The organism is Amycolatopsis sp. NPDC104863, from assembly GCF_055582965.1.
The window spans coordinates 41,300-62,669 of the sequence record NZ_JBVJOW010000003.1; the positions used below are offsets into that span (position 1 = coordinate 41,300).

Consider the following 21,370-nt stretch of genomic DNA (forward strand, 5'->3'; position numbering starts at 1 on the left):
GCCCCCCCGGGTGAGGAGGGGCCTTCTTCGGCTAGCGGCTCGCGCCCACTAGTTCGCGCTCGTCGTCGTCCGGAGCGGCGTCGAGCTGCTTCGTGAGCTTCTCGCCCTCGACGTCGACGTCCGGCAGGATGCGGTCGAGCCACTTCGGCAGCCACCAGGCGCCGCGGCCGAGCAGGGACATCACCGCCGGCACCAGCGTCATGCGGACCACGAACGCGTCCACCAGCACCCCGAACGCCAGCGCGAAGCCGATCGACTGGATCAGCGACGACTCCGCGAGCACGAACCCGGCGAACACGCTGATCATGATCAGCGCCGCCGCGACGACCACCCGCGCGCCGTGGCGGAAGCCGGTGACCATCGCCTCCTGCGGCTCCGCGCCGTGGACGTGCTCCTCGCGCATCCGCGTCACCAGGAACACCTGGTAGTCCATCGCGAGTCCGAAGAGGACACCGATCAGCAGGATCGGCAGCATGCTCATGATCGGCCCGGTCGACTCGACACCGAGCAGATCGGTCAGCCAGCCCCACTGGAACACCGCGACCACCGCGCCGAACGTCGCCGCGACCGAGCCGAGGAAGCCGATCGTCGCCTTCAGCGGGACGACGACCGAGCGGAACACCAGCATGAGCAGCACGAACGCCAGCCCGACGATCAGCGCGAGGTACGGCAGCATCGCGTCCGAGAGCTTCGCGGAGACGTCGATGTTCGCCGCGGTCTGCCCGGTGACGGCCAGCTTCGCGCCCGTCGCGTTCTCCAGCGTGCCCGACTCGGTGCGGATCGCCGCGACCAGGTCCTCGGTCTGGGTGCTGCTCGGGCCGCTCTTCGGGATCACCGTGAGCAACGCCGTGTCACCGGTCTGGTTGACCTTCGGCGGAGTGACGGCGGCGACGTCGGGCAGCTTCTGGATGTCGGCCGCGGCCTGGCCGAGCGCGGCCTGGCGGTTCGTGCTCGAGCCGACGTCGACGACGACCAGCAGCGGCCCGTTCGAGCCCTCGCCGAAGCTGCGGCTCGCGATCTCGTACGCCTTGTGCTGCGTGGACTCCGGCGCGGCGGTGCTGTCGTTGGGCAGGCCGAGCTGCATGCCGAGCGCGGGCAGCGCGACCACGGCCATCCCGGCCAGCGCGACGAGCAGCACCGGGATCCGGTGGCGCGCGACGAACCGCGCCCAGCGCTCGCCGTGCGTCGGTTCGACCGGCTTGCGGCGCAGCCGGATGCGGTTCCCGGCGACCTTCGCGCCGGCGAAACCGAGGATCGCGGGCAGCAGCGTCAACGCGATGAGCACGGCGATCGCGACGGTGACCGCGGCCGCGACGCCCATCTGGCCGAGGAACGGGATGCCGATGATGGTGAGCCCGGCCAGCGCGATGATGACGGTGAGCCCGGCGAAGACGACGGCCGAGCCGGCGGTGCCCGCGGCGCGTCCGGCGGCCTCCTCGGGTTCGCGGCCGATGCTGAGCTCGTGCCGGTAGCGCGAGACGATGAACAGCGCGTAGTCGATGCCGACGGCCAGGCCGATCATCAGTGCCAGGATCGGCGTGTTCGAGTTCAGTTCGGTGACGCCGGAGGCGAGCAGGATGCCCGCCATCCCGATGCCGACGCCGACGAGGGCGGTGAGCAGCGGGATCCCGGCCGCGATCAGCGAGCCGAAGGTGATGATCAGCACGATGGCGGCGACCGCGACCCCGAGGCCTTCGGTGGCGCCGGTGGCCGGGACACCCTGCACGGCGTCACCGCCGAACTCGACGGTGAACCCGGCGTCGCGGGCCGCGTCGGCGGTCTTCAAGAGGGCTTCGCGGTCACCATCGGTGAGTTCGAAGGCCTTCGCGCCGTAGCTGACCTGGGCGAGCGCGACGCGCTTGTCGGGGGAGATCGACTGCGCCTGGAACGGGTCCACGACGCCGGCGACCTTGGGCGCGGTCTTCAGCTGCCCGACCAGGGCCTCGACGGTGGCCTTGCCCTTGGTGTCGGTCACCGAGGTGCCGGCCGGGGCCTCGATCACGACGCGCGCGGTCGCGCCCCCGGCGTTGGCCTGCGGGAACTTCTCGGTCAGCTGGTCGATGGCCCGCTGCGACTCGGTGCCGGGGATCGTCACCGAGTTCGACAGCTGGCCCGAAAGCGTGAGGGCGCCCAGCCCGAGCGCCACGAGGACGGCCGCCCAGACGGCGGCGACCAGCGCTCGCCGTCGGAAGGACAACCGGCCGAGCCGGTACAGGAAGGTCGCCACGCGTCAGCTCCGTTTCCCCCGAAAGGGGTCGGTTCACTCCATCTGGTTACGACCCACGCTAGCCGATCGGCAAGGAGACCTCCAAGCCGATCGGCAAGTATGTGACTTGCCGAACAGCAAGGTTTATCCCAGCCGATCGGCAAGTAAGCGGTTTGCCGATCGACAGGGAGTGACGTACGCTCCGACCGCTCGCTGAGGAGGAAGAATGACCGCCGGCCCGGCCGAGGACACCCGGACCCGACTGCTGCACACCGCGCTGCGGCTGTTCACCGAACACGGGGTCGAGGGCACGTCGCTGCAGATGATCGCCGACGCGCTGGGGATCACGAAGGCGGCCGTCTACTACCACTTCAAGACGAAGGCGGAGATCACCGAGGCGGTGGCCGAGCCCGGTGTCCGCGACCTGGACGAGCTGGTGCTGCGCGCGGCCGCGCAGAAGCGCCGGGGTGCGCAGGTGGACCTGCTGCTGGAGGGGTTCATCGACCTGGTGATCCGCCACCGGGCGCTGGTGGCGCTGTTCTCGAGCGACCCGGGGCTGATCCGCGCGATCGAGAAGTCCGCGCACGGTGGCATGGAGGGGTTCGGCCAGGCACTGCTCGGCATCCTGGCGGGCCCGGACCCGGACGCGGCGGCCCGCGTCAACGCGATGGTGACCCTGACGGGCATCGCAATGGCCGGCGGTTCCCCCGACCTGGCCCGCCTCGGCGACGAAGAGCTCCGCACGGAACTGCTCGATGTAGGCCGCCGCCTCCTGGGCCGCCCCCGCCGCCGAACCCTAACCCCCCTCTCAACCCCCTAACCCCCTTTCGCCCCCTCCACCCGTCTCGACCCTCCCCCCCCACGTGTCGACCCTCCCCGCCCACGTGTCGACCCTCCCCGCCCACGTGTCGACCCTCCCCGCCCACGTGTCGACCCTTCCCTCACGCGTGTCGACCCCCCAATCACGCGAGATGCCCGCCCAATCACGCGAGATGCCCGCCCAATCACGCGAGATGCCCGCCCAATCACGCGAGATGCCCGCCCAATCACGCGAGATGCCCCCCAGTCACGTGTGATGCCCGCCCAAACACGCGAGATGCCCCCTCAATCACGAGATGCCCCTCCGATCACGCGAGATGCCCGCCCAATCACGCGAGTTCCGTGCGCAATCACGCGAGTTTCGGGTTCAATCACGCGAGTTCCGTCTCTGATCACGCCAGTCCCGGGCCCAGTCACGCGAGTTCCGCGAACCCCGGCGGACGACACGCGTACCTGACTGGACGACACGCGTACTCGGCCGGACGACACTCGCGACCCGAGCCGATCTCGCGAAGCCCTAGCCCGATCTCGCGTGTGACCCGCGCCGGATCTCGTGTGATCCGGGGCGGGTCTCGCGTGTCTGAAGGCGGAACTCGCGTGATTGGAGGCGGAACTTGCGTGATTGGCGGGTCGACACGCGTGATTAGGGGGTCGACACGCGTGATTGTGGGGTCGACACGACGTGTCGTCCGGCTGGGTACGCGTGTCGTCCGTGCAGGGACGCGTGTCGTCCGGATGGGTGCGGGTTAGGTGAGTTGGTGGAGGTAGGTCGGGGGGACTGTGGCCGTCAGCCAGACTCCGTTGGCGCTCACCTGGAACGCGTGGCCCGCGGCGGCCATGGCGGCCGCGTCCACCCGCAGGATCACCGGCTTTCCGCGCCGGGCGGCGACAACACGCGCCGTGTCGATCGTTGCCGACAGGTGGACCGCGTGGCGCTTCATCGGGCGCAGGCCCTCGCGCAGGATCGGGGCGAGGAACTTCGCCACCGTTCCGTGGTAGAGCGCGTCCGGCGGCGGTGTGTCCGGCAGGCCGAGCTCGACGGCGACGCTGTGGCCCTGGCTCGCGCGGATCAGCGTGCCGGTCTCGTCGAAGGCGAAGCGGCGCTTGTTGTTCGTCTCGACGACTTCGTCGAGCTGCTCGCGGGTGATCCTCAGCGCGCGCAGCAGCGCGTCGACCGGCGCCCAGCCGTCCGGGGTGAGGGTGAGCCCGATCGCGGCGGGGTCGTGACGCAGGTGCAGCGCCAGCCGCTTCGAGATGCGGATCATTTCTTTCTCGTTCATTTCCTCCCCAGGATCCCGCCCGGGGCAACCGATTTAGATGCCACCCTCGACGGCGGGACGCAGTTTGCCGGCCCCCGGGCCGAAGCGCGCCAGCTCGTCGTCGTTGTTGTAGAGCGAGCAGCTGCGCAGCGACAGGCACCCGCAGCCGACGCAGCCGGTGAGCCGGTCGCGAAGACGTTGGAGGGCGTCGATGCGGGCGTCGAGCTCGTGCTGCCAGTCGCGGGACAGGCGCGCCCAGTCGGCCTTCGTCGGGGCGTGGTCGGCGGGCAGCGTCGCCAGCGCGGAGCTGATGTCCTCCAGGGAGAGCCCGACCCGTTGCGCGGCGCGGATGAACGCGATCCGGCGCAGCACCGAGCGTGAATAACGGCGCTGGTTGCCCGCCGAACGCTCCGAGCTGATCAGGCCTTTCTCCTCGTAGAACCGCAGTGCCGTGTGCGGAACCCCGCTGCGGTCCGCCACCTGTCCGATGCTGAGATGTTCAGCGAGCCTCGTCACCAGCTCAGGCTAGCCTTGACTTCGAGTTTAGTCGAGGTTGCATCGTCGGAGGCATGACCACTGCGACCGAACCGGGCCACGCGGAGCTGCCCCGCCTGATCTCCCTGATGACCGGCGACGACAAGCACCTCGCCGCCGCCGAGTCCACTGTGGACGTCCTGTGGGTGCTCTACGACCGCGTGCTCGACATCACGCCCGAAAACTTCCGCGAGCCCGACCGCGACCGGTTCCTGCTGTCCAAAGGGCACGGTCCGATGGCTTACTACGCCGTGCTGACCGCGAAGGGCTTCATCGACGAAGCCGAGCTGGAAACGTGGTCCGACCCGGTGTCGCGGCTCGGCCACCACCCCGACCGGCGGCGGATCCCCGGCGTCGAGATCTCCAGCGGCTCACTCGGCCACGGGCTGCCGATCGCGCTCGGCTCGGCGCTGGGCCTGCGCGCCCGCGGGCTGACGTCGAAGGTCGTCACCCTGGTCGGCGACGCCGAGCTCGACGAAGGCTCCAACCACGAGGCGATCGTCGTCGCCGCGCGGTTCGGGCTGGAGAACCTGACCACCGTGGTGGTCGACAACCAGTCCTCGACGCGCGGTTGGCCAGGCGGCATCGCCCGCCGGTTCGAGGTCGAGGGCTGGGAGACCCGCACGGTGTCCGGCCGCGACCACGACGCGCTCTACGACGCCTTCACCACCGCCCACCCCGGCCGGCCGCTCGCCGTGGTCGCCGTCGTCGAACCGAAGGGCTGACATGCTTTCGATGCGGGACACCTTCCTGGCCACCACCGAGCAGATCCTCGACGCCGACCCGGACGTCGCGATCGTGCTCGCCGACATCTCCGCCGCGCAGCTGGCCGGCGCCGCGCGGCGGCACCCGGACCGGGTGATCAACGTCGGGATCCGCGAGCAGCTGCTGGTCAGCGCGGGCGCCGGGCTGGCGCTGGCGGGGCTGCGGCCGATCGTGCACACGTTCCCGTCGTTCCTGGTGGAGCGCGGGTTCGAGCAGATCAAGCTGGATTTTTCCCACCAGGACGTCGGCGGGGTCCTGGTGTCGTACGGCGCGTCGTACGACATGCCGACGGCGGGGCGCACGCATCAGTCGCCGGGAGATGTGGCGCTGATCGATTCGTTGCCGGGCTGGACGGTCCACGTGCCGGGCCACCCGGACGAGGCCCGCCGCCTCCTCCTGGAGTCCATCCCCGGCGACGGCCGCGTCTACCTGCGGCTGTCGGCGCAGGAGAACTCTTCGCCGCACCTGGGAGTGGGTTTCACGCGGTTGCGGTCGGGTTCGCGTGGGGTCGTGGTGGCGGTGGGGCCGATGCTTGATCGGGTGCTGCGGGCTACGGCGGGTCTTGACGTCACGGTGCTGTACGCGTCGACGATCCGGCCGTTCGACGGGGCGGGTTTGCGTGCGGCCGTGGATTCTGTTGCTTCGGTGGTGCTGGTGGAGCCGTATTTGGCGGGGACGTCGGCGCATTGGGTGGCGGAGGCGCTGTCGGACGTGCCGCACCGGCTGCGGTCGCTGGGGGTGCGGCGGGATGCGGAGGTGCGGACTTACGGGGATGTTGCGGACCATGATCTGGCGCATGGGCTGGATGCCGGGTCGTTGGCGTTGTCGATCAGGGAGTTCCTGGGGGAGTAGGGGCAGTGCCGCCGGTGCTGGGGGTACCGGCGGCGGGCTTGCGATACCGGAGATCGACGACTTCGCCGTCCAGCAACCGCATGAGCTTCCGGTTGGTTCTTCGTTCGTCGGCCGTGTCCTGGGGACGCTCGACGTTGAGGCTTTCGTACAGCGTGAACCGGTTCAGGTCGATCATGCTCTTGACCGCGGTGGTGTACTCGTCGGCCGCCGCGACCGCGGCGCGGTAGGCGAGGTACGCCAGCGCGTAGGGAGCCAGGGCGATGAGCAGCCACCACCCGTCGGTGGCGAGGCAGGCGGCCGCTTCCGCCGCGCCGAGCAGGGACACGACACACAGCCGGATCGAGGTGTCCATCTGCTGCCGGGTGTCCCGGAGGTACTGCACGTGCTTGTCCGCTGAGACGAGGACGAACAGCGGGACGGTCAAGATCGCCTCGAGACCGTACTGCCGACCGGCACGGTCTTCTTCGCGCCGAAGGGCGTTTCCCAGCCGGGTGGGCATGATCCGCTCGATCTCGGGGTAGCGCTCGGTCGCGTGCGCCGCGGCGTCCCAGGCGGCGATCAGCCCACCCAGCCGGTTGCCGTGCCCGGAGTTCAGGATCGCGTGCCGTCGCCCATCCTCGTCCAATCCGGCGAGCATTCCCGGATCCACTTGCTTGATCTGCCTGGCTTTCTTGACGACGGCGGCTTCGAGGAGGTCCTCGAGGCGGGTCGCGTCGTCGTTCGCGCGAAGTGCGCGCTTGCGGTGGTGCCCGATGCGGATGCGCAGAAAGGCGCGGGCCGGCCGGGTGTGGCCCCAATACCCTTCGAGGACCTGGGTCATGGCGAACTGCAAGGGATGCAGGAAGAGCCCGGTCGCCAGGCTCGCCAGCAGCAGCCAGGCGACACCGGTGAGCGACCAGCCGCCGATGCGCGGCCCGATCCACTCCGGGTGCGGCGCCCCTTGCCAGGCGCCGCTCGTCGCGAGCGCGGCCGACCAGAGCACCAGGAACAGCGCGGGCAGCATGCTCACGAGCCCGAAGTAGCGGCCGATGCGGCTGCCGATGTTCAGAGTGCCTTCGGCGAACGAAGGCGCACTCATCGGTTGGTCCCGGCGGAGCGGTGACCGCACCTCGTGCAGGTGTATCCGCCGTCGTTGTTCCGGCGCAGGCTCCCGCTGCACCCCTCGCGCGGACAGTGTCCGCCCCCGGCGCGCCGCCGCCGGCCGGGCATGCGTGCGGGCGGGTCGTTGAAGCCGAGTGCGGCCATCCCGCCGGTGAGGGCGAGCAGCAGCCGCAGAGACCACATCCGCTTCACCCCGCCCTCCAGGATCCGACCATGTTAGGCCAGCATTCAGGTGCAGTCGACAACGTGGGACGAGGTGGGGATGGGCTTCTCGCCCTGGGTGGTGCCTGCTGTGGGCATCGTCGTGGTCGCGGTTGCCGGGGGGTTCGGGGGTGGTGGTGGGGCCTGGGTGGCCGTCGGGGTTCTGGCGGTCTCGGGGGGTAGGTGGCTGGTTTGGGTCGTGCTTCGGGAGCTGCGAGCCGATAGCGTTGGCCCCATGGGGTCCAGTATTCGGCCGATCGCGCTCGGGATCATTCGGCGGGGAGACGCGTTGCTCGTCTTCGAAGGCCGCGATGACGGCCAGACCTTCTACCGGCCGCTCGGTGGGGGTATCGAGTTCGGTGAGCGGGGCGAGGAAGCCCTCAAACGCGAGTTCCTCGAAGAACTCGACGCCGGGATCGAAGTCCGCGGACGGCTCGGTGTCCTCGAGAACGTCTTCACCTGGCGCGGCAAGGCCGGTCACGAGATCGCCTTCCTCTACGACGCCGAGTTCACCGATCCCGGCTTCTACGCCAAAGACGAGATGAAGATCCTCGACGACCCCGCCACCGCTCGGTGGGTCGACGCCGAGGACTTCCGCGACGGCAGCAAGATCCTCTTTCCCGACGGGCTCACCGAACTGCTCTCACCGGAGCAGTGACCGCGTCGTCGGCTCCAAGGCTTCCCCCGGACCCGAACGGCTGAACGACACCGTGAACGGCCCGTCCTCCCGCACCGGCAGCTGGGGGAAGTTGTTCGGCGACGGCTCCGTCTCGAACACCGCGAACGCCGACGGAGCCGCAGCACCGACCGTCAAACACAGACCGGAACCCGGCGGCGGCGAAGCAAGACCACGCCGGACCGAACGGAGCAGCAGCACGTCGTCCGAGTCCACCATCGTCGCGTTCGCCGCGTCTCGGTGACGACGCCACACCGGGCCGGTATAGAACGCCTCCAGCGCCGACTTCCGGGCAGCGAGCGAAGAAAAACCCCGCAGCCACACGAACTGGTCCGGGGACGCCGGAGACCGGAACAGCCCGAACAGGTGCGCTCCCGCCTCCTCCTGCGGTTCGACGAACTCCCGCTCGAACAGCTCGATCAGCTCGTCGCGCCGCCCGGGGTGCAGGGTGTAGCGGCGCAGCTCCAGCACCGTCTCGAAAGAAGAAAAGTCCACGGACCGCAAGCTACCGGCCACCACCGACAAAAACGGATCAGCGGAACGCCGCCAGCCCCGTCACCGCCTGGCCGAGCGACAGCGCGTGCATCTCCTCCGTGCCTTCGTACGTCAGCACCGTCTCGAGGTTCGCCATGTGCCGCATCACCGGGTACTCCAGCGAAATCCCGTTCGCGCCGAGCATCGTCCGCGCCGTGCGAGCGACCTCCAGCGCCGAGCGCACGTTCGCCAGCTTCCCGAAGCTCACGTGGTTGTGGTGCAACGACCCCGCGTCCTTCAGCCGGCCGATCTGCAGCGCCACCAGGCCGGCGCGGTTGACCTCGACCAGCAGGTCGGCGAGCTTGCGCTGGGTCAGCTGGAACCCGGCCAGCGGCTTGCCGAACTGCGAGCGCGCCAGCGTGTACTCCAACGCCGATTCGTAACACGCCCGTGCCGCGCCGACGACGCCGAACAGGATTCCGTAGCGAGCCTCGTTCAGGCACGAAAGCGGCCCGCGCAACCCCCTGACCTCGGGGAACGCCGCCGAAGCAGGCAGCCGGACGCCGTCCAGCACCAGTTCCGCCGTCAGCGAAGCCCGCAGGGACAGCTTGTGCTTGACCTCGTTCGCCGTGAACCCCGGCGTCGACGTCGGGACGACAAAACCGCGGATGCCGTCGTCGGTCTGGGCCCAGACGACCGCGACCTCGGCGACCGTTCCGTTGGTGATCCACATCTTCGTGCCTGACAGCACCCAGTCGGACCCGTCGCGCACCGCGCGCGTGCGCATCGAGCCCGGGTCGCTGCCCGCGTCCGGCTCGGTCAGGCCGAAGCAGCCGAGCGCGTCGCCGGTGGCCATGCGCGGCAGCCACTCCTTGCGCTGCTCTTCGCTGCCCCACTTGTGGATCGCGTACATCGCCAGTGAACCCTGCACCGAGACGAAGCTCCGCAGCCCAGAGTCGACGGCTTCGAGCTCACGGCACGCGATGCCGTACGCGACCGCGCTGGTCCCGGCGCAGCCGTAGCCCTCCAGGTGCATGCCCAGCAGCCCCAGCGAGCCGAAGCCCTTCGCGAGCTCGGCGGCCGGGAGCACGCCCGTCTCGTACCAGTCGGCGACGGCGTCCAGCAGGTTGTCCTTCGCGTACGCGCGCACGGCGTCGCGGATGGCGCGTTCTTCCTCGGCGAGCCCGGCGTCGAGGTCCAGGAAGTCGTGCGGGTCCGGAGTGCGGCTCATGAGGGCTCCAAGGGGGACGCGTCGGTGCGGCCCTCGCAGGAAACCACAGTCAGGCGTCTGTTCCCCGAGTGGCGTTCGTCACGCGGACGGCAGACGCGGTCGGCGAGCGCCGCGGCCGGGTCTGCTGCCGCGGGATCAGCAGCTCGCTGAACTGCGGGAACGGCACACTCTCGATGTCGTCGCGCCAGGCGTGCAACATCTGGGACAGCACGTCGTCCTCGGCCATGTACGCCTCCCTGGCGTCCGGTCGTGGAGGCTGACCTCACACAATCGAGTGATTGGATACCCAGCTGCCGGGACGGCGAAACGTGTCTCTTCAAGATTCTTCCGCGCCGTCACCCACCCATGGCAGAATCGCGTCGCCGCCGCCATGGCCTCTACTTCCGAGGAGCGCACATGCGCGCGGCCAGTCTGCTCGCTCTCACCACCGCCGCCCTGCTCACCGCCACCGGTGTCGCGTCCGCCCACGACGCCCGCTGGCGCCAGGTCGGGCACACCACCGCCGAAAACCGGGTCAGCGGCGAGGGCATCACCACGCTCCGGCTGCCCGGGCAGCCGCCCGAGATCGTCTACCGCAACGGCGCGACCATCCCGCAGCCGCTCAAGGACGAGGGCTGGGGCCACGTCGGCGACCCCGACTCCCTGCGCGGGTACGTCTTCGACGTCTACCAGGACACCGTCACGCCGACGCCGACCAAGAAGATGTACCTGGTCACGAAGCCGGACGGCACCACGACCGAGTTCGTCCACCCGCTGCAGGCCGACGAGCCCGCCGCCAACGCGAACGCCCAGGTCGCGGCCACCCCCGACGGCCAGTGGCTGGTCTCCGGCCCGCTCGGCGAGACCGACCGCTTCTACGTCTCCGCGACGCCGTTCCTCAACCCGCGCGGCCCGAAGACCGCGGGTGACCTCCCCGTCGCCGCCCGGATCCACCTCGACCACCACATCCGCAGCGCCCAGGGCTGCGACTTCGTCAGCCCGACACGCTTGGTCTGCGCGACGTCCGACCCGAACAACGACCTCTACCCGACGAACCTGCAGCTGCTGCAGGTCGACCTCGCGCGGCCTCTGAACGGCCGGGACGTCACCGCCAAGGTGCACGAAATCAGCCAGGTTCCGCTGGTCAGCACCTGCACCGGCACGTTCACGCCGGAAGGCGTCGACTACGACGCGGGCGTGCTGCGCGTCGAGGTCGTGCCGCCGGCGCCGTGCAACACCGTGACGGACGTCTATTCGTTCGAACGCCGCTGAGGGCGACGGCTACGCTGGGTGCGTGTCTCGTGTGGTGATCCTCGACTACGGTTCCGGCAACCTCCGCTCCGCCGAACGCGCCGTGGCGCGCGCCGGGGCCGAAGTCGAGGTCACCGCCGACCCGCATGCGGCGGTCGAGGCCGACGGCCTGGTCGTGCCCGGGGTCGGCGCCTACTCCGCCTGCATGGCGGGGCTGCTGGCGGTGAAGGGCCACCGGATCATCGGCAAGCGCCTCGCCGGCGGCCGTCCGGTGCTCGGCATCTGCGTCGGCATGCAGATCCTCTTCTCCCGCGGCGTCGAGCACGGCGAGGAGACCGAAGGCACGGCGGAGTGGCCCGGCACCGTCGACCGGCTGAAGGCCGACGTGCTGCCGCACATGGGCTGGAACACCGTGCGCGCGCCGGCGGACTCGCAGCTCTTCGCGGGTCTCGACGCCGAAGAGCGCTTCTACTTCGTGCACTCCTACGCCGCCCGCACGTGGGAGCTGGAGTCGGGACTGGCCGGTCAGGAGCCGAAGGTGACCTGGGCGAACCACGGTGAGGACTTCGTCGCCGCGGTCGAGAACGGGCCGCTGTGGGCCACCCAGTTCCACCCGGAGAAGTCCGGTGACGCCGGCGCGCAGCTGCTGCGCAACTGGCTCGCGACCCTCTGACCGGGTGACGGGCGTCTCCGCCTTACAGTTACCGGCGTGACTTTCACGCTGCTTCCCGCTGTTGATGTGGCCGATGGCCAGGCCGTGCGACTCGTCCAGGGCGAGGCCGGCACCGAGACCTCCTACGGCAGCCCGCTCGACGCGGCGCTCGCCTGGCAGCGCGACGGCGCCGAGTGGATCCACCTGGTCGACCTCGACGCCGCGTTCGGCAAGGGCGGCAACCGCGAGCTGCTCGCCGAGGTCGTCGGCAAGCTCGACGTCCAGGTCGAGCTCTCCGGTGGCATCCGCGACGACGCGTCGCTGACGGCCGCGCTGGCCACCGGCGCCCGCCGCGTCAACCTCGGCACCGCCGCCCTCGAGGACCCGGAGTGGACGGCGCGGGTGATCGGCGAGTACGGCGACCGCGTCGCGATCGGCCTCGACGTGCGGATCACCGAGGCCGGCCACCGGCTTTCGGCCCGCGGCTGGACCTCCGACGGCGGTGACCTCTGGGAGGTCCTGGAGCGCCTGGACCGCGACGGCGCGTCCCGTTTCGTCGTCACCGACGTGAGCAAGGACGGCACCCTGCAGGGCCCGAACCTCGACCTGCTGCGCGAGGTCGTCGCCCGCACCGACTCGCCGGTGATCGCCTCGGGCGGGGTGTCCAGCGTGGCCGACCTGGTCGCGTTGGCCGGCCTGGCCTCCGACGGCGTCGAGGGCTCGATCGTCGGGAAGGCGCTGTACGCCGGGGCGTTCACGCTGCCCGAGGCGCTGGCCGCGGTCGCGAAGGTCTAGTACGTGTAGCGGCGGACCCGCTCCGGGTGGATGACCAGCCGGAGCTGGTCCGTCGCGAGGATCTCCGCGAGGTCCTTCGCGCGCACAGGGTCCTCGAGATCCCAGTAGCGGGCCGCCAGCCGGGACGCGAGGTCGTGCGCGCCCTCCGGTTCGAGGGTGACGCTCCCCGCCGCCGACACCCAGCGTTCACGCTCGCCCACCGGCGCGGCGACGACGAGCGAGGCGCGCGGGTCGCGGCGCACACGGCGCACCTTGAGGGCGTCCGGTTCCGTGAACAGCTGGATCGTGCCGTCGTCGGTGGCTTCGAACCACACGGGCCGGGGCTCGCCGCCGGCCACCGTGAGGAAGCCGTGCAGTGGGCGGTGGAGGAACTCGAGGTCGTCTGGGGTGAGCATGCCCCCGATTCAACCGGCCCGGTTCGGACGATTCCATGGGTGAGAAGCCGGATCGCCTGTCCGTTCGTCTAGCCTCGGTGAGGTGGACGCCTTCAGTGACCTGATCCGCGGGGTGCGGGCCCACGGCTCGCTGTTCGGCAGCTCGGCCCTCTCGCCGCCCTGGGCGTTGCACTTCGTCGACGGCGCGCCGCTGACCCTGTGCACGGTCCTCGGCGGGTCGGGCTGGATCGTGGCCGAGGGCGAGCCGCCCGAGCCGCTGCGGGCCGGTGACACGATCATCGTGCGCGGGCCGGCGACGTTCACCTTCGTCGACGAGCCCGGCACCCGCGCCGAGCCGGTCGCGTGCGGCGAGTTCTGCGCGACGCCGGAAGAGGGCGGCACCCGGCACCGGCTCGGCTGGCACGACACCACCGGCGGCCCGACCACGCTGATCGTCGGCGCCTACCCGGTGCGCGGCGAGCTGAGCCGACGGCTGTTGGAGGCGTTGCCGGTGGTGCTGCGCGTGCCCGGTGGCGGCACGGGCGACGCCGTGCTCGACCACCTCGCCGCCGAGGTCGCCGTCGACACGCCGGGCCAGCAGGTGGTGCTCGACCGGCTGCTGGACTGGATGCTGGTCTGCACGCTGCGCGACTGGTTCGACCGGCCCGGCGGCGAGCCCCCGGCGTGGTGGGCGGCCCAGCACGACCCGGTGGTCGGCCACGCACTGCGCCTGCTGCACGCGGAACCGGCGGCGCCGTGGACGGTCGGGACGCTGGCCGGGCGCGCCGGGGTGTCCCGCTCGACGCTGGCCAAGCGGTTCGCCGAGCTGGTCGGCGAACCGCCGTTGACCTACCTGACGCACTGGCGCATGACGCTGGCGGCCGACCTGCTGGCCGGCTCCTCGACGGTCACCGACGCCGCCCGCGCCGTCGGGTACGCCGACCCGTTCGGCTTCAGCGCGGCCTTCAAGCGGGTCCGCGGGGTGACGCCGAGCGACTTCCGCGCGGCCGCGGTATTACCTCCGGCGTAATCGACGCCGGGCGATGCGCGCGACAGGATTCCTTCGTAGCCAACGAAAGGAACGTCATGACCGCCTACGGACTCGCCCACCTCCGCCCGCCCGCCGTGCTCGCGGAGGAGGTCTTCCAGTACCTCGAACGCATCCAGGCGACGCTCGACCCCTTCGGCGGCCGGTTCGTTGTGCACGGCGCGCCGGTGGTGGTGAAGGAGGGGGAGTGGCCGGGCGCGCTGGTGATCATCGAGTTCCCGAGCGCCGCCGCCGCGCACGAGTGGTACGACTCGCCCGCCTACCAGGCGATCCTGCGGTTGCGGGCCGACCACATCCCGGGTGACCTGGTCATCGTCGAGGGCTGTGGACCGGACCACGACTCGGCGGCGATGGCGGCCGCGATGCGCGCGGCGGCGTGACGACGCGGCGGGCCGAAGCGACCGAAAAGCGGCTGACAGCGGCACCCGCAGCCCGTAGGTTGCCGCGGTGGAGGAGATCGTCACCCAGCTCGAAATGACCGCGGCCGACCGGCTCAACCCGGCGCCGCCCGTCGACGGCGTCGCGCTGCGGGCCGCCGGGCCGGGGCCGGACATCCGGGAGCTGCACGTCCGGATCGGCACGCCCTACCAGTGGCCGAGCGCCTCGCGAAGCGACGAGGCGTGGGAAGCCTGGCTCGCCGAACCGGACCGCCGGTACCGGCTGATCGAGTACCGCGGTGAGGTCGCGGGGGTCGCGGACTTCGAGCGGCGCCACGAGGACGTCGAGATCACCACCTTCGGCCTGCTGCCCGAGTTCGTCGGGAAAGGCCTCGGCGGGTACGCGCTCACCCTCGTCGTCGCCGACGCGTGGGCGGTGCCGGGTGCGCGGCGCGTCTGGCTGCACACCTCGACCCTCGATCACCCGAACGCGCTGCCGAACTACCTGCGCCGCGGCTTCCGCAGCTTCAGTCGTCCAGCTTGACGGCGATCCCGATCGTCCGGTCGGCCGGGCCGCGCAGCTTCGAGAAGAACATCGACACCCGCCCGAAAACGCCGTACTTGCGCCCGATCACCTGCTGGATCCGCTGGGTCTCGTCGAGGTCCAGCAGCCGCGCCTGCCCGCTCGCGACGGCACCGTGCGTCTTCTTGCCGCGCAGGTCGCACGCCTGGACCTCGACGCGCCCGCTGTTGCGGATGCGCTTGACCTTGCCCGTGTCCCGCACCGAGTTGAAGACGAGCTCGCCGCCCTCGCCGGCCACCCAGATCGGGGTCGGCACGGCGCGGCCGTCGCGGCGGAACGTGGTCAGGACGACGTAGCGCTCGGCCGCGAGCCGGTCCGTTTCGGAAGCCATGCGCCCACGGTAGTCACGGCGTGCGCCGCCGCAACGTCGCCGCGCCGAGCACCAGGGCCAGCAGCGCGCAGCACGCGACGACCAGCAGGTTCCGCAGGATTACCGCGTCCACCGTCGACGACGCCGTGACGCGCGTCAGCGCCTCGACCGCGTAGGACAACGGCATCACGTCGGACAGCCACCGCAGCAGCCAGCCCATGTCCGCGCGGGGCACGAAGAGCCCGCACAGCAGGATCTGCGGCAGCACGAACACCGGCATGAACTGGATGGCCTGGAACTCGGTGCGCGCGAACGCGCTGACGAACAGCCCGAGCGCCATGCCCAGCAACGCGTCCAGGACGGCGATCAGTAGCAGCATCACCACCGACCCGGCGAGGTCGAGGCCGAGCCACCACAACGAAACGCCGGCCGCGAGCGCCACCTGAACGACGGCGATCGAGCCGAACGCCAGCGCGTACCCGAAGAGCAGGTCGAGCCGGCCGATCGGGAGGGTCATCAGGCGTTCGAGGGTGGCCGTCGTGCGCTCCCGCAACGTCGTGATCGACGCGATCAGGAACATGATCAGGAACGGGAACACCCCGAGCAGCGCGGGCGCGACGCGGCTGAACACCAGCGGCGAGTTGAACACGTACCGCAGCAGGATCATCAGCAGCGTCGGCACGAGGACCAGCATCACGACGGTGCGCGGGTCGTGCCGCAGCTGCGTCAGGATGCGCCGGGTCGTGGCGAGCGTCAGCGCGGGGTTCACGACGCGGCCCTCACCAGGTGCAGGAACGCCCCTTCGAGGTCGGCGGCGCCGGTGCGCTCGCGCAGGGCGAGCGGCGCGTCGTCGGCCAGCAGCGCGCCTTCGCGCATGAGCAGGAGGCGGTCGCAGCGGGCCGCCTCGTCCATGACGTGGCTGGACACCAGCAGCGTGGCGCCGGCGTCGGCGAGCCGGCGGAACAACGTCCAGAGCTCGTCGCGCAGCACCGGGTCGAGCCCGACGGTCGGCTCGTCGAGCACCAGCAGCTCCGGCTCGCCGAGCAGCGCGACGGCGAGGTTCGCGCGGTTGTGCTGCCCGCCGGACAGCGAGCCGACCAGCTTCCCGGCGCGGTCGGCCAGCCCGACCTCGTCGATCACTCTGTCCACATCGGACGCCGGTGCGCGCAGCACCGCGGCGAAGTAGCGCAAGGCTTCCCGGACGGTCAGGTCCGCGTAGATCGCCGGGTTCTGCGTCGCGTAGCCGATCCGGCGCCGCAGCGGCGGGCTGCCGGCGGGCAGGCCCAGCACGGTGACGGCGCCGCCCTCGACGATCTGCACACCGACGACGGCCCGCATCAGCGTCGTCTTGCCGCAGCCGCTCGGGCCGAGGAGCCCGGTGACGCTGCCGCGGGGCACTTCGAAGCTCACGTCGCGCACCACCGGCCGGCCGCCGCGCCGGACCCGCAGCCCGGAGACCACGAGCGCAGAATTAGTCATGTGTTTAATTCTGCGCCCGAGGTGAAGTCCGCGTCAAGCACGCACCCGGCGCAACCGGATGGGGCACATCGGCAGAAGCGCTTCAACACTCCTTCTTGCGACGATCGAACGGCTGGGTTTACCCGCACACTGGAGGGAAGACTTGATGGCCGTCACCCACGAAGTCCCCGTACATCCGCAGGCCGGCTTCTTCGGCGCGGGGCCGTATCCTTCGCGCCGGGCCGTGATCGCGCTCGTCGCCGTCCTCGCCGGCTTCGCCCTGACCGCGCTGTGGTCGGCGCCGTTCGTCGACTCCGTGATCGGCGACAGCGTCGCGAACGGCCTGCTCGGGTACGACGCCAAGGCGACCCCGATCAGCGGCGTGCTCGCCGGGACGCTGTTCGCGTTCGTCTCCGGCCTCGCGGGCTCCTTCACGGCCTGCAACATCGCCGCCTTCGGCGCGGTCGCCCCGCTGGTCGGCGGCCAGGCCGGGGAGAAACGGCGCTTCGCGACCACGCTCAAGCCGCTCGGCTGGATCGCCGCCGGCATGCTCACCGTGTCGGTCGTCTACGGCGTGGTCGTGGCGCTGGTCGGCACGCGCATGCCGCAGTTCTCCACCGCGACCGGCAGCGGGCTCACCCCGCGCAGCATCCAGTCCATGATCGCCTTCGGGGTGGTCGGGCTCGTGTTCCTGGTGATGGGCCTGATCGCGCTCGGCATCCTGCACAACCCGTTCGCCGGCTTCGTCAGCCGCCACCCGGCCGCGCCGCTGGTGCTGATGGGCGCGCTCATCGGCGGGTTCCTCATCGGCCGGCCGTACCCGCTGTTCCGGATCATGTTCCGCAGCGCCGCCGAGCAGCACAACGTCTTCTACGGCGCCGCCGCGTTCGCCCTGCAGTCGCTGGGCAACATCGTGATCATGGGTGTGCTGTTCCTGATCCTGACGCACGCGACGGGCGGGCGCGTGCAGCGCTGGCTGGCCGCGAAGCCGGCCCGGATCGCGACCGTGACCGGCGCGGCGCTGCTCGTCGGCGGCACGTTCACGCTGCTCTACTGGGACGTCCGCGTGCTCGGCCGGCTCGGGATCATCTGGTTCCCGGCGGTCAGCTGGTAGGCCGCCCGAGCCAGCGGTAGTCGGGCGCCGGGTCGAGCTGGACGCCGTCGGCGACGGCGACCAGCTCGGCCTGCGGTTCCGTCCCGGCGACCGTCAGCCACCGGCCCGACGGCAGGCGGACGGCGACCGTCCCGGCCTGGCCGTTCGCGGGCGCCAGCCAGAACCCCGGCCCGCCGCGGACCGCGATCGGCGCGGCGCCGTTGACACCGGGGGAGCCCGCGCTCGCCGTGACCCGCACGGGCGCCCGCCCCGGGGCCGCCGCGGTCAGCTCGGTCGAGCCGTCGGCGGGGCCGGTGCCCTTCACCGCGGCCGAGCGCTCGGCCAGCCCGGCCGGGAGCGGGCCGAACCGCAGCTCACCGCGGACGCCGACGGCCTGTGTCGTGACGCCGTCGGCGATCCGCTGGGCGACCGCGCGCGCGTCCGGGACCCCCGAGACCCGCGCGGTCAGCACGTGGTCGTCGTCGGCCAGCCAGGTGAGCAGCGCGGAGCTTTCCGCGTCGCCGGTGACCATGGCGACGCGGCCGTGCACGAGCGTCTGGTCCTTGAGCGCGGCGATCCGCAGCGCGGTCCGCGACCACTCGGGATCGGCGGTCGAGTACGCCGACAGCGTGACCTCCGCCGGCCCGGCGAACCAGCGCCGGACCTGCGGCGCGGTGCCGGGACCGCCCTCGCGGTACTGCTCGGTGAAGCCGTCCGGCAGCCAGCCGGGGGAGTACCCGAGCACCGGGCGCCCGGCGGCCGGGTCGAGGCCGGGCGGTGTCGTGAGCAGCTGCGTCCCGGTGATCACCCCGGCCACCAGCGCGACGACGGCCGCGGCCACCAGCGCGAGCCGCACGGGCGCGCGCCGCCGCGTCCGCCGGGCGAGCGCTTCGCGGACGGCGTGGCCGTCGGGGGCGCGGGCGGCGAGCCGGTCCAGGCTTTCCCGGATCAGCGTCTCGGTGTCGTGGTCGCTGCGGGTCATGCGTGGTCTCCGGTGGTGAGGGCCGTCGGCTGCGGGGCCTGGCGCAACGTGGCCAGCGCACGGGAGATCTGGCTGCGCACGGTGGAGACGCCGCAGCGCAGGACGGCGGCGATCTCGGCGTCGGAGTAGCTCTCGTAGTAGCGCAGCACGATCGCCGCGCGCTGCTTGCGCGGCAGGGTGGCGAGCAGGCCGAGCATGGCGTCCCGCTCGTCGTAGGCGGCCGAGGGGTCGGCTTCCGGCGGGCCGAGCGCGTCGAGGACGTCGTGGCTGCTCGGCACCACGCGCCGCACGGCCCGCCGCCGCCACGACAGGTACTCGTTGGTGACCATCCGCCGCACGTAGGTCGGCGGGGAGTCGATGCCGTCCCACCGTTGCTGGGCGCGCAGGAGCACGTCCTGGACGATGTCCTGCGCCAGGTGCGGGTCGTTCGTCAGGACGGTGGCGTAGCGGAGCAGCCCGTCCAGCCGCTCCGCCACGAACTCTTCGAAACCCACGCAGTCCCCTTCGTCACCCCCATGGACGCGTGAGAGGGCGGGGTTGATGCACGGGTGTGAGATGTATTTAAAGAACGTCTTCGAGCCGCAGGAACGCGAAGCCGGTGCCGGCGTCGCCGCGCTCGCCGTCGTGGACGACCAGGAGGCCGCGCGGGAAGCGGCGGCCGAGATAGGCCGTGCTGATGGCCGAGCCGTCGGAGTGCTCCACCGAGTCCGTGCCGCGGCCGGCGACGATCCGCAGGTCACGCGTGCGCTTGCCGCCGTAGACGACGAACCGCGAGTCGCCCTGGCTCGACGCGAACAGCTTCGGGCCGGCCACCGCCACCCCTTCCGCGTCGGCCTCCAGCCACTGGCCGCCGAAGCCGGGGTCCGGTCCGGACGGCACACACTCTTCGGTGGCGGCGTCCCACCGGGCCGGGACGCCGTACGAACGCACCCGGTCGACCAGCTCCGGCCGCCCGAACCCGCCGCTCGACAGGGGGATCCGCCAGATCCCGACGTTCTCCTGGGCGGTGTAGAGCACCCGGCCGTCGATGACCGAGCCCTCCAGCTGCGGCCGCTCGCCCGGCTCCTCGCACGGCGACCACGTGCCCCCGTCCGGCAGCCGGAAGGACGCGGGCAGGTCGACCGTGGCGAGCGGCGCCGTGCCGATCTTGCCGCCGGGCAGGTCGACCAGCCGCAGCAGCGCCACGCGCGTTTCGTGCCGTTGCGTGACGGCCACCCAGCGGACGCCGGTGCGCGGGTCGCGGCCCGCCGCGAGGCCGTACGCCGTTCGCTGCTCGGACAGCTCGGCCCCGAACACCGGCGGGGCCGCCGGGTCGGTCACGTCCCGCAGGACCGGCGTGTGGCCGGGGTCGATGCGGAAGACGCGGATCCGGTCCTGGCCGCGGTCGCTGACCACGGCCAGGTCGCCCAGGACGTCGACGTTGTTGAACCGCCCGCCGGGCCCGGCCGGGACGACCTGCAGCGTCCGCGCGTCGAGGTCGAACGCCGCGAGGCCGCCTTCCTTCAGCGTGCCGAGCACGATGCTGCGGGACGGGTCGTGCGGGTGGACCCAGATCGCCGGGTCGTCGGCGTCGGCGGGTTCCCCGAAGGTCTGGGTCTGCACCACCGGCGACGGGTCGCGGGGGGTGGCGGAGGCGGGGACGGCGGTCAGCAGGGTGGCGGCGGCGACGGCCACCGGGAGGAGTCTGCGCACGCGCGGCAAAGTAGACGAATCGGATGGCCGCGAGGTGAACGCGCCGGCCTACGAGGGGTCGGCTTCCGGATCCAGGTAGTACTGCGCGACCGGCGCCAGCAGCGCGACGATCTCCTCGTCGGACGCCTCGGCCAGCGGCGGCAGCTTGATCACGTACCGCAGCAGCGCGACGCCCATCATCTGCGCCGCGATCCCCGTCACGCGAATGCGGGGCACCTCCAGCGCCCGCGCCACCTCGGCCAGCACCGCGCGCTCGATGAACTGGCGCATCATCAGCGCGACCTGCTCGTTCGTCGCCGCCGCGCGCAGCATCGCGACGAACGGCGTCCGCCCCTCCGGCGACGCCCACACCGCCAGGAACGCGCGCACCAGCCGTTCGCCCAGGCCGGAACGCGGGCCCGCGAGGATCAGCGGGACCAGCTCGGCCGGGTTCACCGGCAGGTTCATCGCCGCCGCGAACAGCTGCTGCTTGCTGCCGAAGAAGTGGTGCAGCAGAGCCGCGTTGACGCCCGCGTCGGCGGCGATCCCGCGGACCGTCGCGCCGTCGTACCCCAGCTCGGCGAACCGGTGCCGCGCCGCGTCGAGGATCTTCTCCCGCGTGTCGGTCTGCCCCGGCCGCCGCCCCGCCCGTGCCATTGGCCGAGCTTAGAACGCTCTT

Annotated in this window: 26 protein-coding genes; 11 read left to right on the forward strand and 15 right to left on the reverse strand. The window is 71.5% G+C overall.

The features are described from left to right. Positions 1–31 precede the first annotated feature (31 nt). A complete protein-coding gene (locus ACZ63J_RS16850) occupies positions 32–2,227 on the reverse strand; it encodes an MMPL family transporter (protein WP_465404983.1) in 2,196 nt (731 codons plus the stop codon). A gap of 205 nt (positions 2,228–2,432) precedes the next feature. Between ACZ63J_RS16850 and ACZ63J_RS16855 the strand changes: the two genes are divergently transcribed. Then, positions 2,433–3,026 carry a TetR/AcrR family transcriptional regulator gene (locus ACZ63J_RS16855; RefSeq protein ID WP_465308034.1) on the forward strand — a complete coding sequence of 198 codons (594 nt, stop codon included), beginning with the start codon at positions 2,433–2,435 and terminating at the stop codon, positions 3,024–3,026. 745 nt (positions 3,027–3,771) lie between these two features. Here the strand turns inward: ACZ63J_RS16855 and ACZ63J_RS16860 are convergent. Together ACZ63J_RS16860 and soxR are read right to left on the reverse strand one after the other, a co-directional pair. Then, positions 3,772–4,305, reverse strand: a complete 534-nt coding sequence (locus ACZ63J_RS16860) for an RNA 2'-phosphotransferase (protein ID WP_465404982.1) — start codon at positions 4,303–4,305, stop codon at positions 3,772–3,774. Positions 4,306–4,338: 33 nt separating this feature from the next. Continuing rightward, positions 4,339–4,800, reverse strand: a complete 462-nt coding sequence (gene soxR, locus ACZ63J_RS16865; RefSeq protein WP_465308030.1) for a redox-sensitive transcriptional activator SoxR — start codon at positions 4,798–4,800, stop codon at positions 4,339–4,341. Positions 4,801–4,853: 53 nt separating this feature from the next. On the opposite strand from soxR, the gene ACZ63J_RS16870 reads away from it, so the two are divergent. Both ACZ63J_RS16870 and ACZ63J_RS16875 read left to right on the forward strand, forming a co-directional pair. Beyond that, positions 4,854–5,543: a thiamine pyrophosphate-dependent enzyme gene (locus tag ACZ63J_RS16870; RefSeq protein WP_465308028.1), complete on the forward strand. Its 690-nt coding sequence runs from the start codon at positions 4,854–4,856 to the stop codon at positions 5,541–5,543. Position 5,544: 1 nt separating this feature from the next. Then, positions 5,545–6,435, forward strand: a complete 891-nt coding sequence (locus tag ACZ63J_RS16875; protein ID WP_465404980.1) for a transketolase family protein — start codon at positions 5,545–5,547, stop codon at positions 6,433–6,435. Here the strand turns inward: ACZ63J_RS16875 and ACZ63J_RS16880 are convergent. Continuing rightward, positions 6,413–7,513, reverse strand: a complete 1,101-nt coding sequence (locus ACZ63J_RS16880; RefSeq protein WP_465404979.1) for a hypothetical protein — start codon at positions 7,511–7,513, stop codon at positions 6,413–6,415. The two genes, ACZ63J_RS16875 and ACZ63J_RS16880, sit on opposite strands and share 23 nt — an antisense overlap. A 459-nt stretch (positions 7,514–7,972) precedes the next feature. Here ACZ63J_RS16880 and ACZ63J_RS16885 point away from each other — a divergent pair, with 459 nt between their 5' ends. Further along, complete coding sequence (locus ACZ63J_RS16885; protein ID WP_465404977.1) at positions 7,973–8,395, forward strand: NUDIX hydrolase; 423 nt, start codon at positions 7,973–7,975, stop codon at positions 8,393–8,395. On the opposite strand, the gene ACZ63J_RS16890 is transcribed toward ACZ63J_RS16885, so the two are convergent. From ACZ63J_RS16890 to ACZ63J_RS16900, 3 genes are read right to left on the reverse strand one after another with little or no spacing between them, the layout of a single operon-like run. After that, positions 8,381–8,908 (reverse strand): NIPSNAP family protein, encoded by a 528-nt coding sequence (locus ACZ63J_RS16890; RefSeq protein WP_465404975.1) that lies wholly within the window; start codon positions 8,906–8,908, stop codon positions 8,381–8,383. The genes ACZ63J_RS16885 and ACZ63J_RS16890 overlap by 15 nt on opposite strands. 37 nt (positions 8,909–8,945) lie before the next feature. Beyond that, on the reverse strand, positions 8,946–10,118 hold the full coding sequence (locus tag ACZ63J_RS16895) for an acyl-CoA dehydrogenase family protein (protein ID WP_465342090.1): 1,173 nt from the start codon (positions 10,116–10,118) through the stop codon (positions 8,946–8,948). 49 nt (positions 10,119–10,167) lie between these two features. Further along, positions 10,168–10,344 (reverse strand): hypothetical protein, encoded by a 177-nt coding sequence (locus ACZ63J_RS16900; RefSeq protein WP_465404973.1) that lies wholly within the window; start codon positions 10,342–10,344, stop codon positions 10,168–10,170. A 170-nt stretch (positions 10,345–10,514) separates the two neighbouring features. On the opposite strand from ACZ63J_RS16900, the gene ACZ63J_RS16905 reads away from it, so the two are divergent. The 3 genes from ACZ63J_RS16905 to priA are packed head-to-tail and all read left to right on the forward strand — an operon-like array spanning position 10,515 to position 12,795. After that, positions 10,515–11,369: a hypothetical protein gene (locus tag ACZ63J_RS16905; RefSeq protein WP_465404972.1), complete on the forward strand. Its 855-nt coding sequence runs from the start codon at positions 10,515–10,517 to the stop codon at positions 11,367–11,369. Between the two features lie 31 nt (positions 11,370–11,400). Next, positions 11,401–12,021, forward strand: coding sequence for an imidazole glycerol phosphate synthase subunit HisH (gene hisH / locus ACZ63J_RS16910; RefSeq protein WP_465405041.1), 621 nt, complete (start codon positions 11,401–11,403; stop codon positions 12,019–12,021). Positions 12,022–12,057: 36 nt separating this feature from the next. Next, positions 12,058–12,795: a bifunctional 1-(5-phosphoribosyl)-5-((5-phosphoribosylamino)methylideneamino)imidazole-4-carboxamide isomerase/phosphoribosylanthranilate isomerase PriA gene (gene priA, locus ACZ63J_RS16915; RefSeq protein ID WP_465342093.1), complete on the forward strand. Its 738-nt coding sequence runs from the start codon at positions 12,058–12,060 to the stop codon at positions 12,793–12,795. Here the strand turns inward: priA and ACZ63J_RS16920 are convergent. Further along, positions 12,792–13,190, reverse strand: coding sequence for a pyridoxamine 5'-phosphate oxidase family protein (locus ACZ63J_RS16920; RefSeq protein ID WP_465404970.1), 399 nt, complete (start codon positions 13,188–13,190; stop codon positions 12,792–12,794). The two genes, priA and ACZ63J_RS16920, sit on opposite strands and share 4 nt — an antisense overlap. Positions 13,191–13,272: 82 nt before the next feature. On the opposite strand from ACZ63J_RS16920, the gene ACZ63J_RS16925 reads away from it, so the two are divergent. The 3 genes from ACZ63J_RS16925 (at position 13,273) to ACZ63J_RS16935 (ending at position 15,138) form a co-directional block, all read left to right on the forward strand. Further along, positions 13,273–14,199 carry an AraC family transcriptional regulator gene (locus ACZ63J_RS16925; RefSeq protein ID WP_465404968.1) on the forward strand — a complete coding sequence of 309 codons (927 nt, stop codon included), beginning with the start codon at positions 13,273–13,275 and terminating at the stop codon, positions 14,197–14,199. A 56-nt stretch (positions 14,200–14,255) separates the two neighbouring features. Further along, positions 14,256–14,597, forward strand: a complete 342-nt coding sequence (locus ACZ63J_RS16930; RefSeq protein WP_465308004.1) for a DUF1330 domain-containing protein — start codon at positions 14,256–14,258, stop codon at positions 14,595–14,597. A 67-nt stretch (positions 14,598–14,664) separates the two neighbouring features. Then, entirely contained in the window at positions 14,665–15,138 is a 474-nt protein-coding gene (locus ACZ63J_RS16935; RefSeq protein WP_465404966.1) for a GNAT family N-acetyltransferase, read from the forward strand. Here the strand turns inward: ACZ63J_RS16935 and ACZ63J_RS16940 are convergent. From ACZ63J_RS16940 to ACZ63J_RS16950, 3 genes are read right to left on the reverse strand one after another with little or no spacing between them, the layout of a single operon-like run. Further along, positions 15,122–15,508, reverse strand: a complete 387-nt coding sequence (locus ACZ63J_RS16940; RefSeq protein WP_465404964.1) for a PPOX class F420-dependent oxidoreductase — start codon at positions 15,506–15,508, stop codon at positions 15,122–15,124. The genes ACZ63J_RS16935 and ACZ63J_RS16940 overlap by 17 nt on opposite strands. A gap of 13 nt (positions 15,509–15,521) precedes the next feature. Beyond that, on the reverse strand, positions 15,522–16,256 hold the full coding sequence (locus ACZ63J_RS16945) for an ABC transporter permease (protein ID WP_465404962.1): 735 nt from the start codon (positions 16,254–16,256) through the stop codon (positions 15,522–15,524). Next, the gene (locus tag ACZ63J_RS16950) at positions 16,253–16,966 is read right to left on the reverse strand and encodes an ABC transporter ATP-binding protein (RefSeq protein ID WP_465404960.1); all 714 of its coding nucleotides are present in this window, start codon (positions 16,964–16,966) and stop codon (positions 16,253–16,255) included. Before ACZ63J_RS16950 ends, ACZ63J_RS16945 begins: the two co-directional genes overlap by 4 nt. 145 nt (positions 16,967–17,111) lie before the next feature. Here ACZ63J_RS16950 and ACZ63J_RS16955 point away from each other — a divergent pair, with 145 nt between their 5' ends. Next, on the forward strand, positions 17,112–18,059 hold the full coding sequence (locus ACZ63J_RS16955) for a hypothetical protein (RefSeq protein WP_465404958.1): 948 nt from the start codon (positions 17,112–17,114) through the stop codon (positions 18,057–18,059). On the opposite strand, the gene ACZ63J_RS16960 is transcribed toward ACZ63J_RS16955, so the two are convergent. The 4 genes from ACZ63J_RS16960 to ACZ63J_RS16975 form a co-directional block, all read right to left on the reverse strand. Beyond that, positions 18,049–19,020: a hypothetical protein gene (locus ACZ63J_RS16960; RefSeq protein WP_465404956.1), complete on the reverse strand. Its 972-nt coding sequence runs from the start codon at positions 19,018–19,020 to the stop codon at positions 18,049–18,051. The two genes, ACZ63J_RS16955 and ACZ63J_RS16960, sit on opposite strands and share 11 nt — an antisense overlap. Next, complete coding sequence (locus ACZ63J_RS16965) at positions 19,017–19,514, reverse strand: SigE family RNA polymerase sigma factor (RefSeq protein ID WP_465404954.1); 498 nt, start codon at positions 19,512–19,514, stop codon at positions 19,017–19,019. The genes ACZ63J_RS16960 and ACZ63J_RS16965 overlap by 4 nt, the downstream gene beginning before the upstream one ends. Before the next feature lie 67 nt (positions 19,515–19,581). Beyond that, complete coding sequence (locus ACZ63J_RS16970) at positions 19,582–20,694, reverse strand: phytase (RefSeq protein WP_465405039.1); 1,113 nt, start codon at positions 20,692–20,694, stop codon at positions 19,582–19,584. A gap of 66 nt (positions 20,695–20,760) precedes the next feature. Further along, positions 20,761–21,348, reverse strand: coding sequence for a TetR/AcrR family transcriptional regulator (locus ACZ63J_RS16975; RefSeq protein ID WP_465404952.1), 588 nt, complete (start codon positions 21,346–21,348; stop codon positions 20,761–20,763). Between the last annotated feature and the right edge of the window lie 22 nt (positions 21,349–21,370).

Bases quoted from the DNA above. Each gene is read 5' to 3' on its own strand.
- ACZ63J_RS16955 (WP_465404958.1), top strand. From the start codon at position 17,112: ATGGCCGTCACCCACGAAGTCCCCGTACATCCGCAGGCCGGCTTCTTC.
- ACZ63J_RS16905 (WP_465404972.1), top strand. From the start codon at position 10,515: ATGCGCGCGGCCAGTCTGCTCGCTCTCACCACCGCCGCCCTGCTCACC.
- ACZ63J_RS16960 (WP_465404956.1), bottom strand. From the start codon at position 19,020: ATGACCCGCAGCGACCACGACACCGAGACGCTGATCCGGGAAAGCCTG.
- ACZ63J_RS16870 (WP_465308028.1), top strand. From the start codon at position 4,854: ATGACCACTGCGACCGAACCGGGCCACGCGGAGCTGCCCCGCCTGATC.
- ACZ63J_RS16895 (WP_465342090.1), bottom strand. From the start codon at position 10,118: ATGAGCCGCACTCCGGACCCGCACGACTTCCTGGACCTCGACGCCGGG.
- ACZ63J_RS16875 (WP_465404980.1), top strand. From the start codon at position 5,545: ATGCTTTCGATGCGGGACACCTTCCTGGCCACCACCGAGCAGATCCTC.
- ACZ63J_RS16950 (WP_465404960.1), bottom strand. From the start codon at position 16,966: ATGACTAATTCTGCGCTCGTGGTCTCCGGGCTGCGGGTCCGGCGCGGC.
- ACZ63J_RS16885 (WP_465404977.1), top strand. From the start codon at position 7,973: ATGGGGTCCAGTATTCGGCCGATCGCGCTCGGGATCATTCGGCGGGGA.
- ACZ63J_RS16900 (WP_465404973.1), bottom strand. From the start codon at position 10,344: ATGGCCGAGGACGACGTGCTGTCCCAGATGTTGCACGCCTGGCGCGAC.
- ACZ63J_RS16930 (WP_465308004.1), top strand. From the start codon at position 14,256: ATGACCGCCTACGGACTCGCCCACCTCCGCCCGCCCGCCGTGCTCGCG.
- ACZ63J_RS16880 (WP_465404979.1), bottom strand. From the start codon at position 7,513: ATGAGTGCGCCTTCGTTCGCCGAAGGCACTCTGAACATCGGCAGCCGC.
- ACZ63J_RS16975 (WP_465404952.1), bottom strand. From the start codon at position 21,348: ATGGCACGGGCGGGGCGGCGGCCGGGGCAGACCGACACGCGGGAGAAG.
- ACZ63J_RS16855 (WP_465308034.1), top strand. From the start codon at position 2,433: ATGACCGCCGGCCCGGCCGAGGACACCCGGACCCGACTGCTGCACACC.
- ACZ63J_RS16940 (WP_465404964.1), bottom strand. From the start codon at position 15,508: ATGGCTTCCGAAACGGACCGGCTCGCGGCCGAGCGCTACGTCGTCCTG.
- ACZ63J_RS16860 (WP_465404982.1), bottom strand. From the start codon at position 4,305: ATGAACGAGAAAGAAATGATCCGCATCTCGAAGCGGCTGGCGCTGCAC.
- ACZ63J_RS16920 (WP_465404970.1), bottom strand. From the start codon at position 13,190: ATGCTCACCCCAGACGACCTCGAGTTCCTCCACCGCCCACTGCACGGC.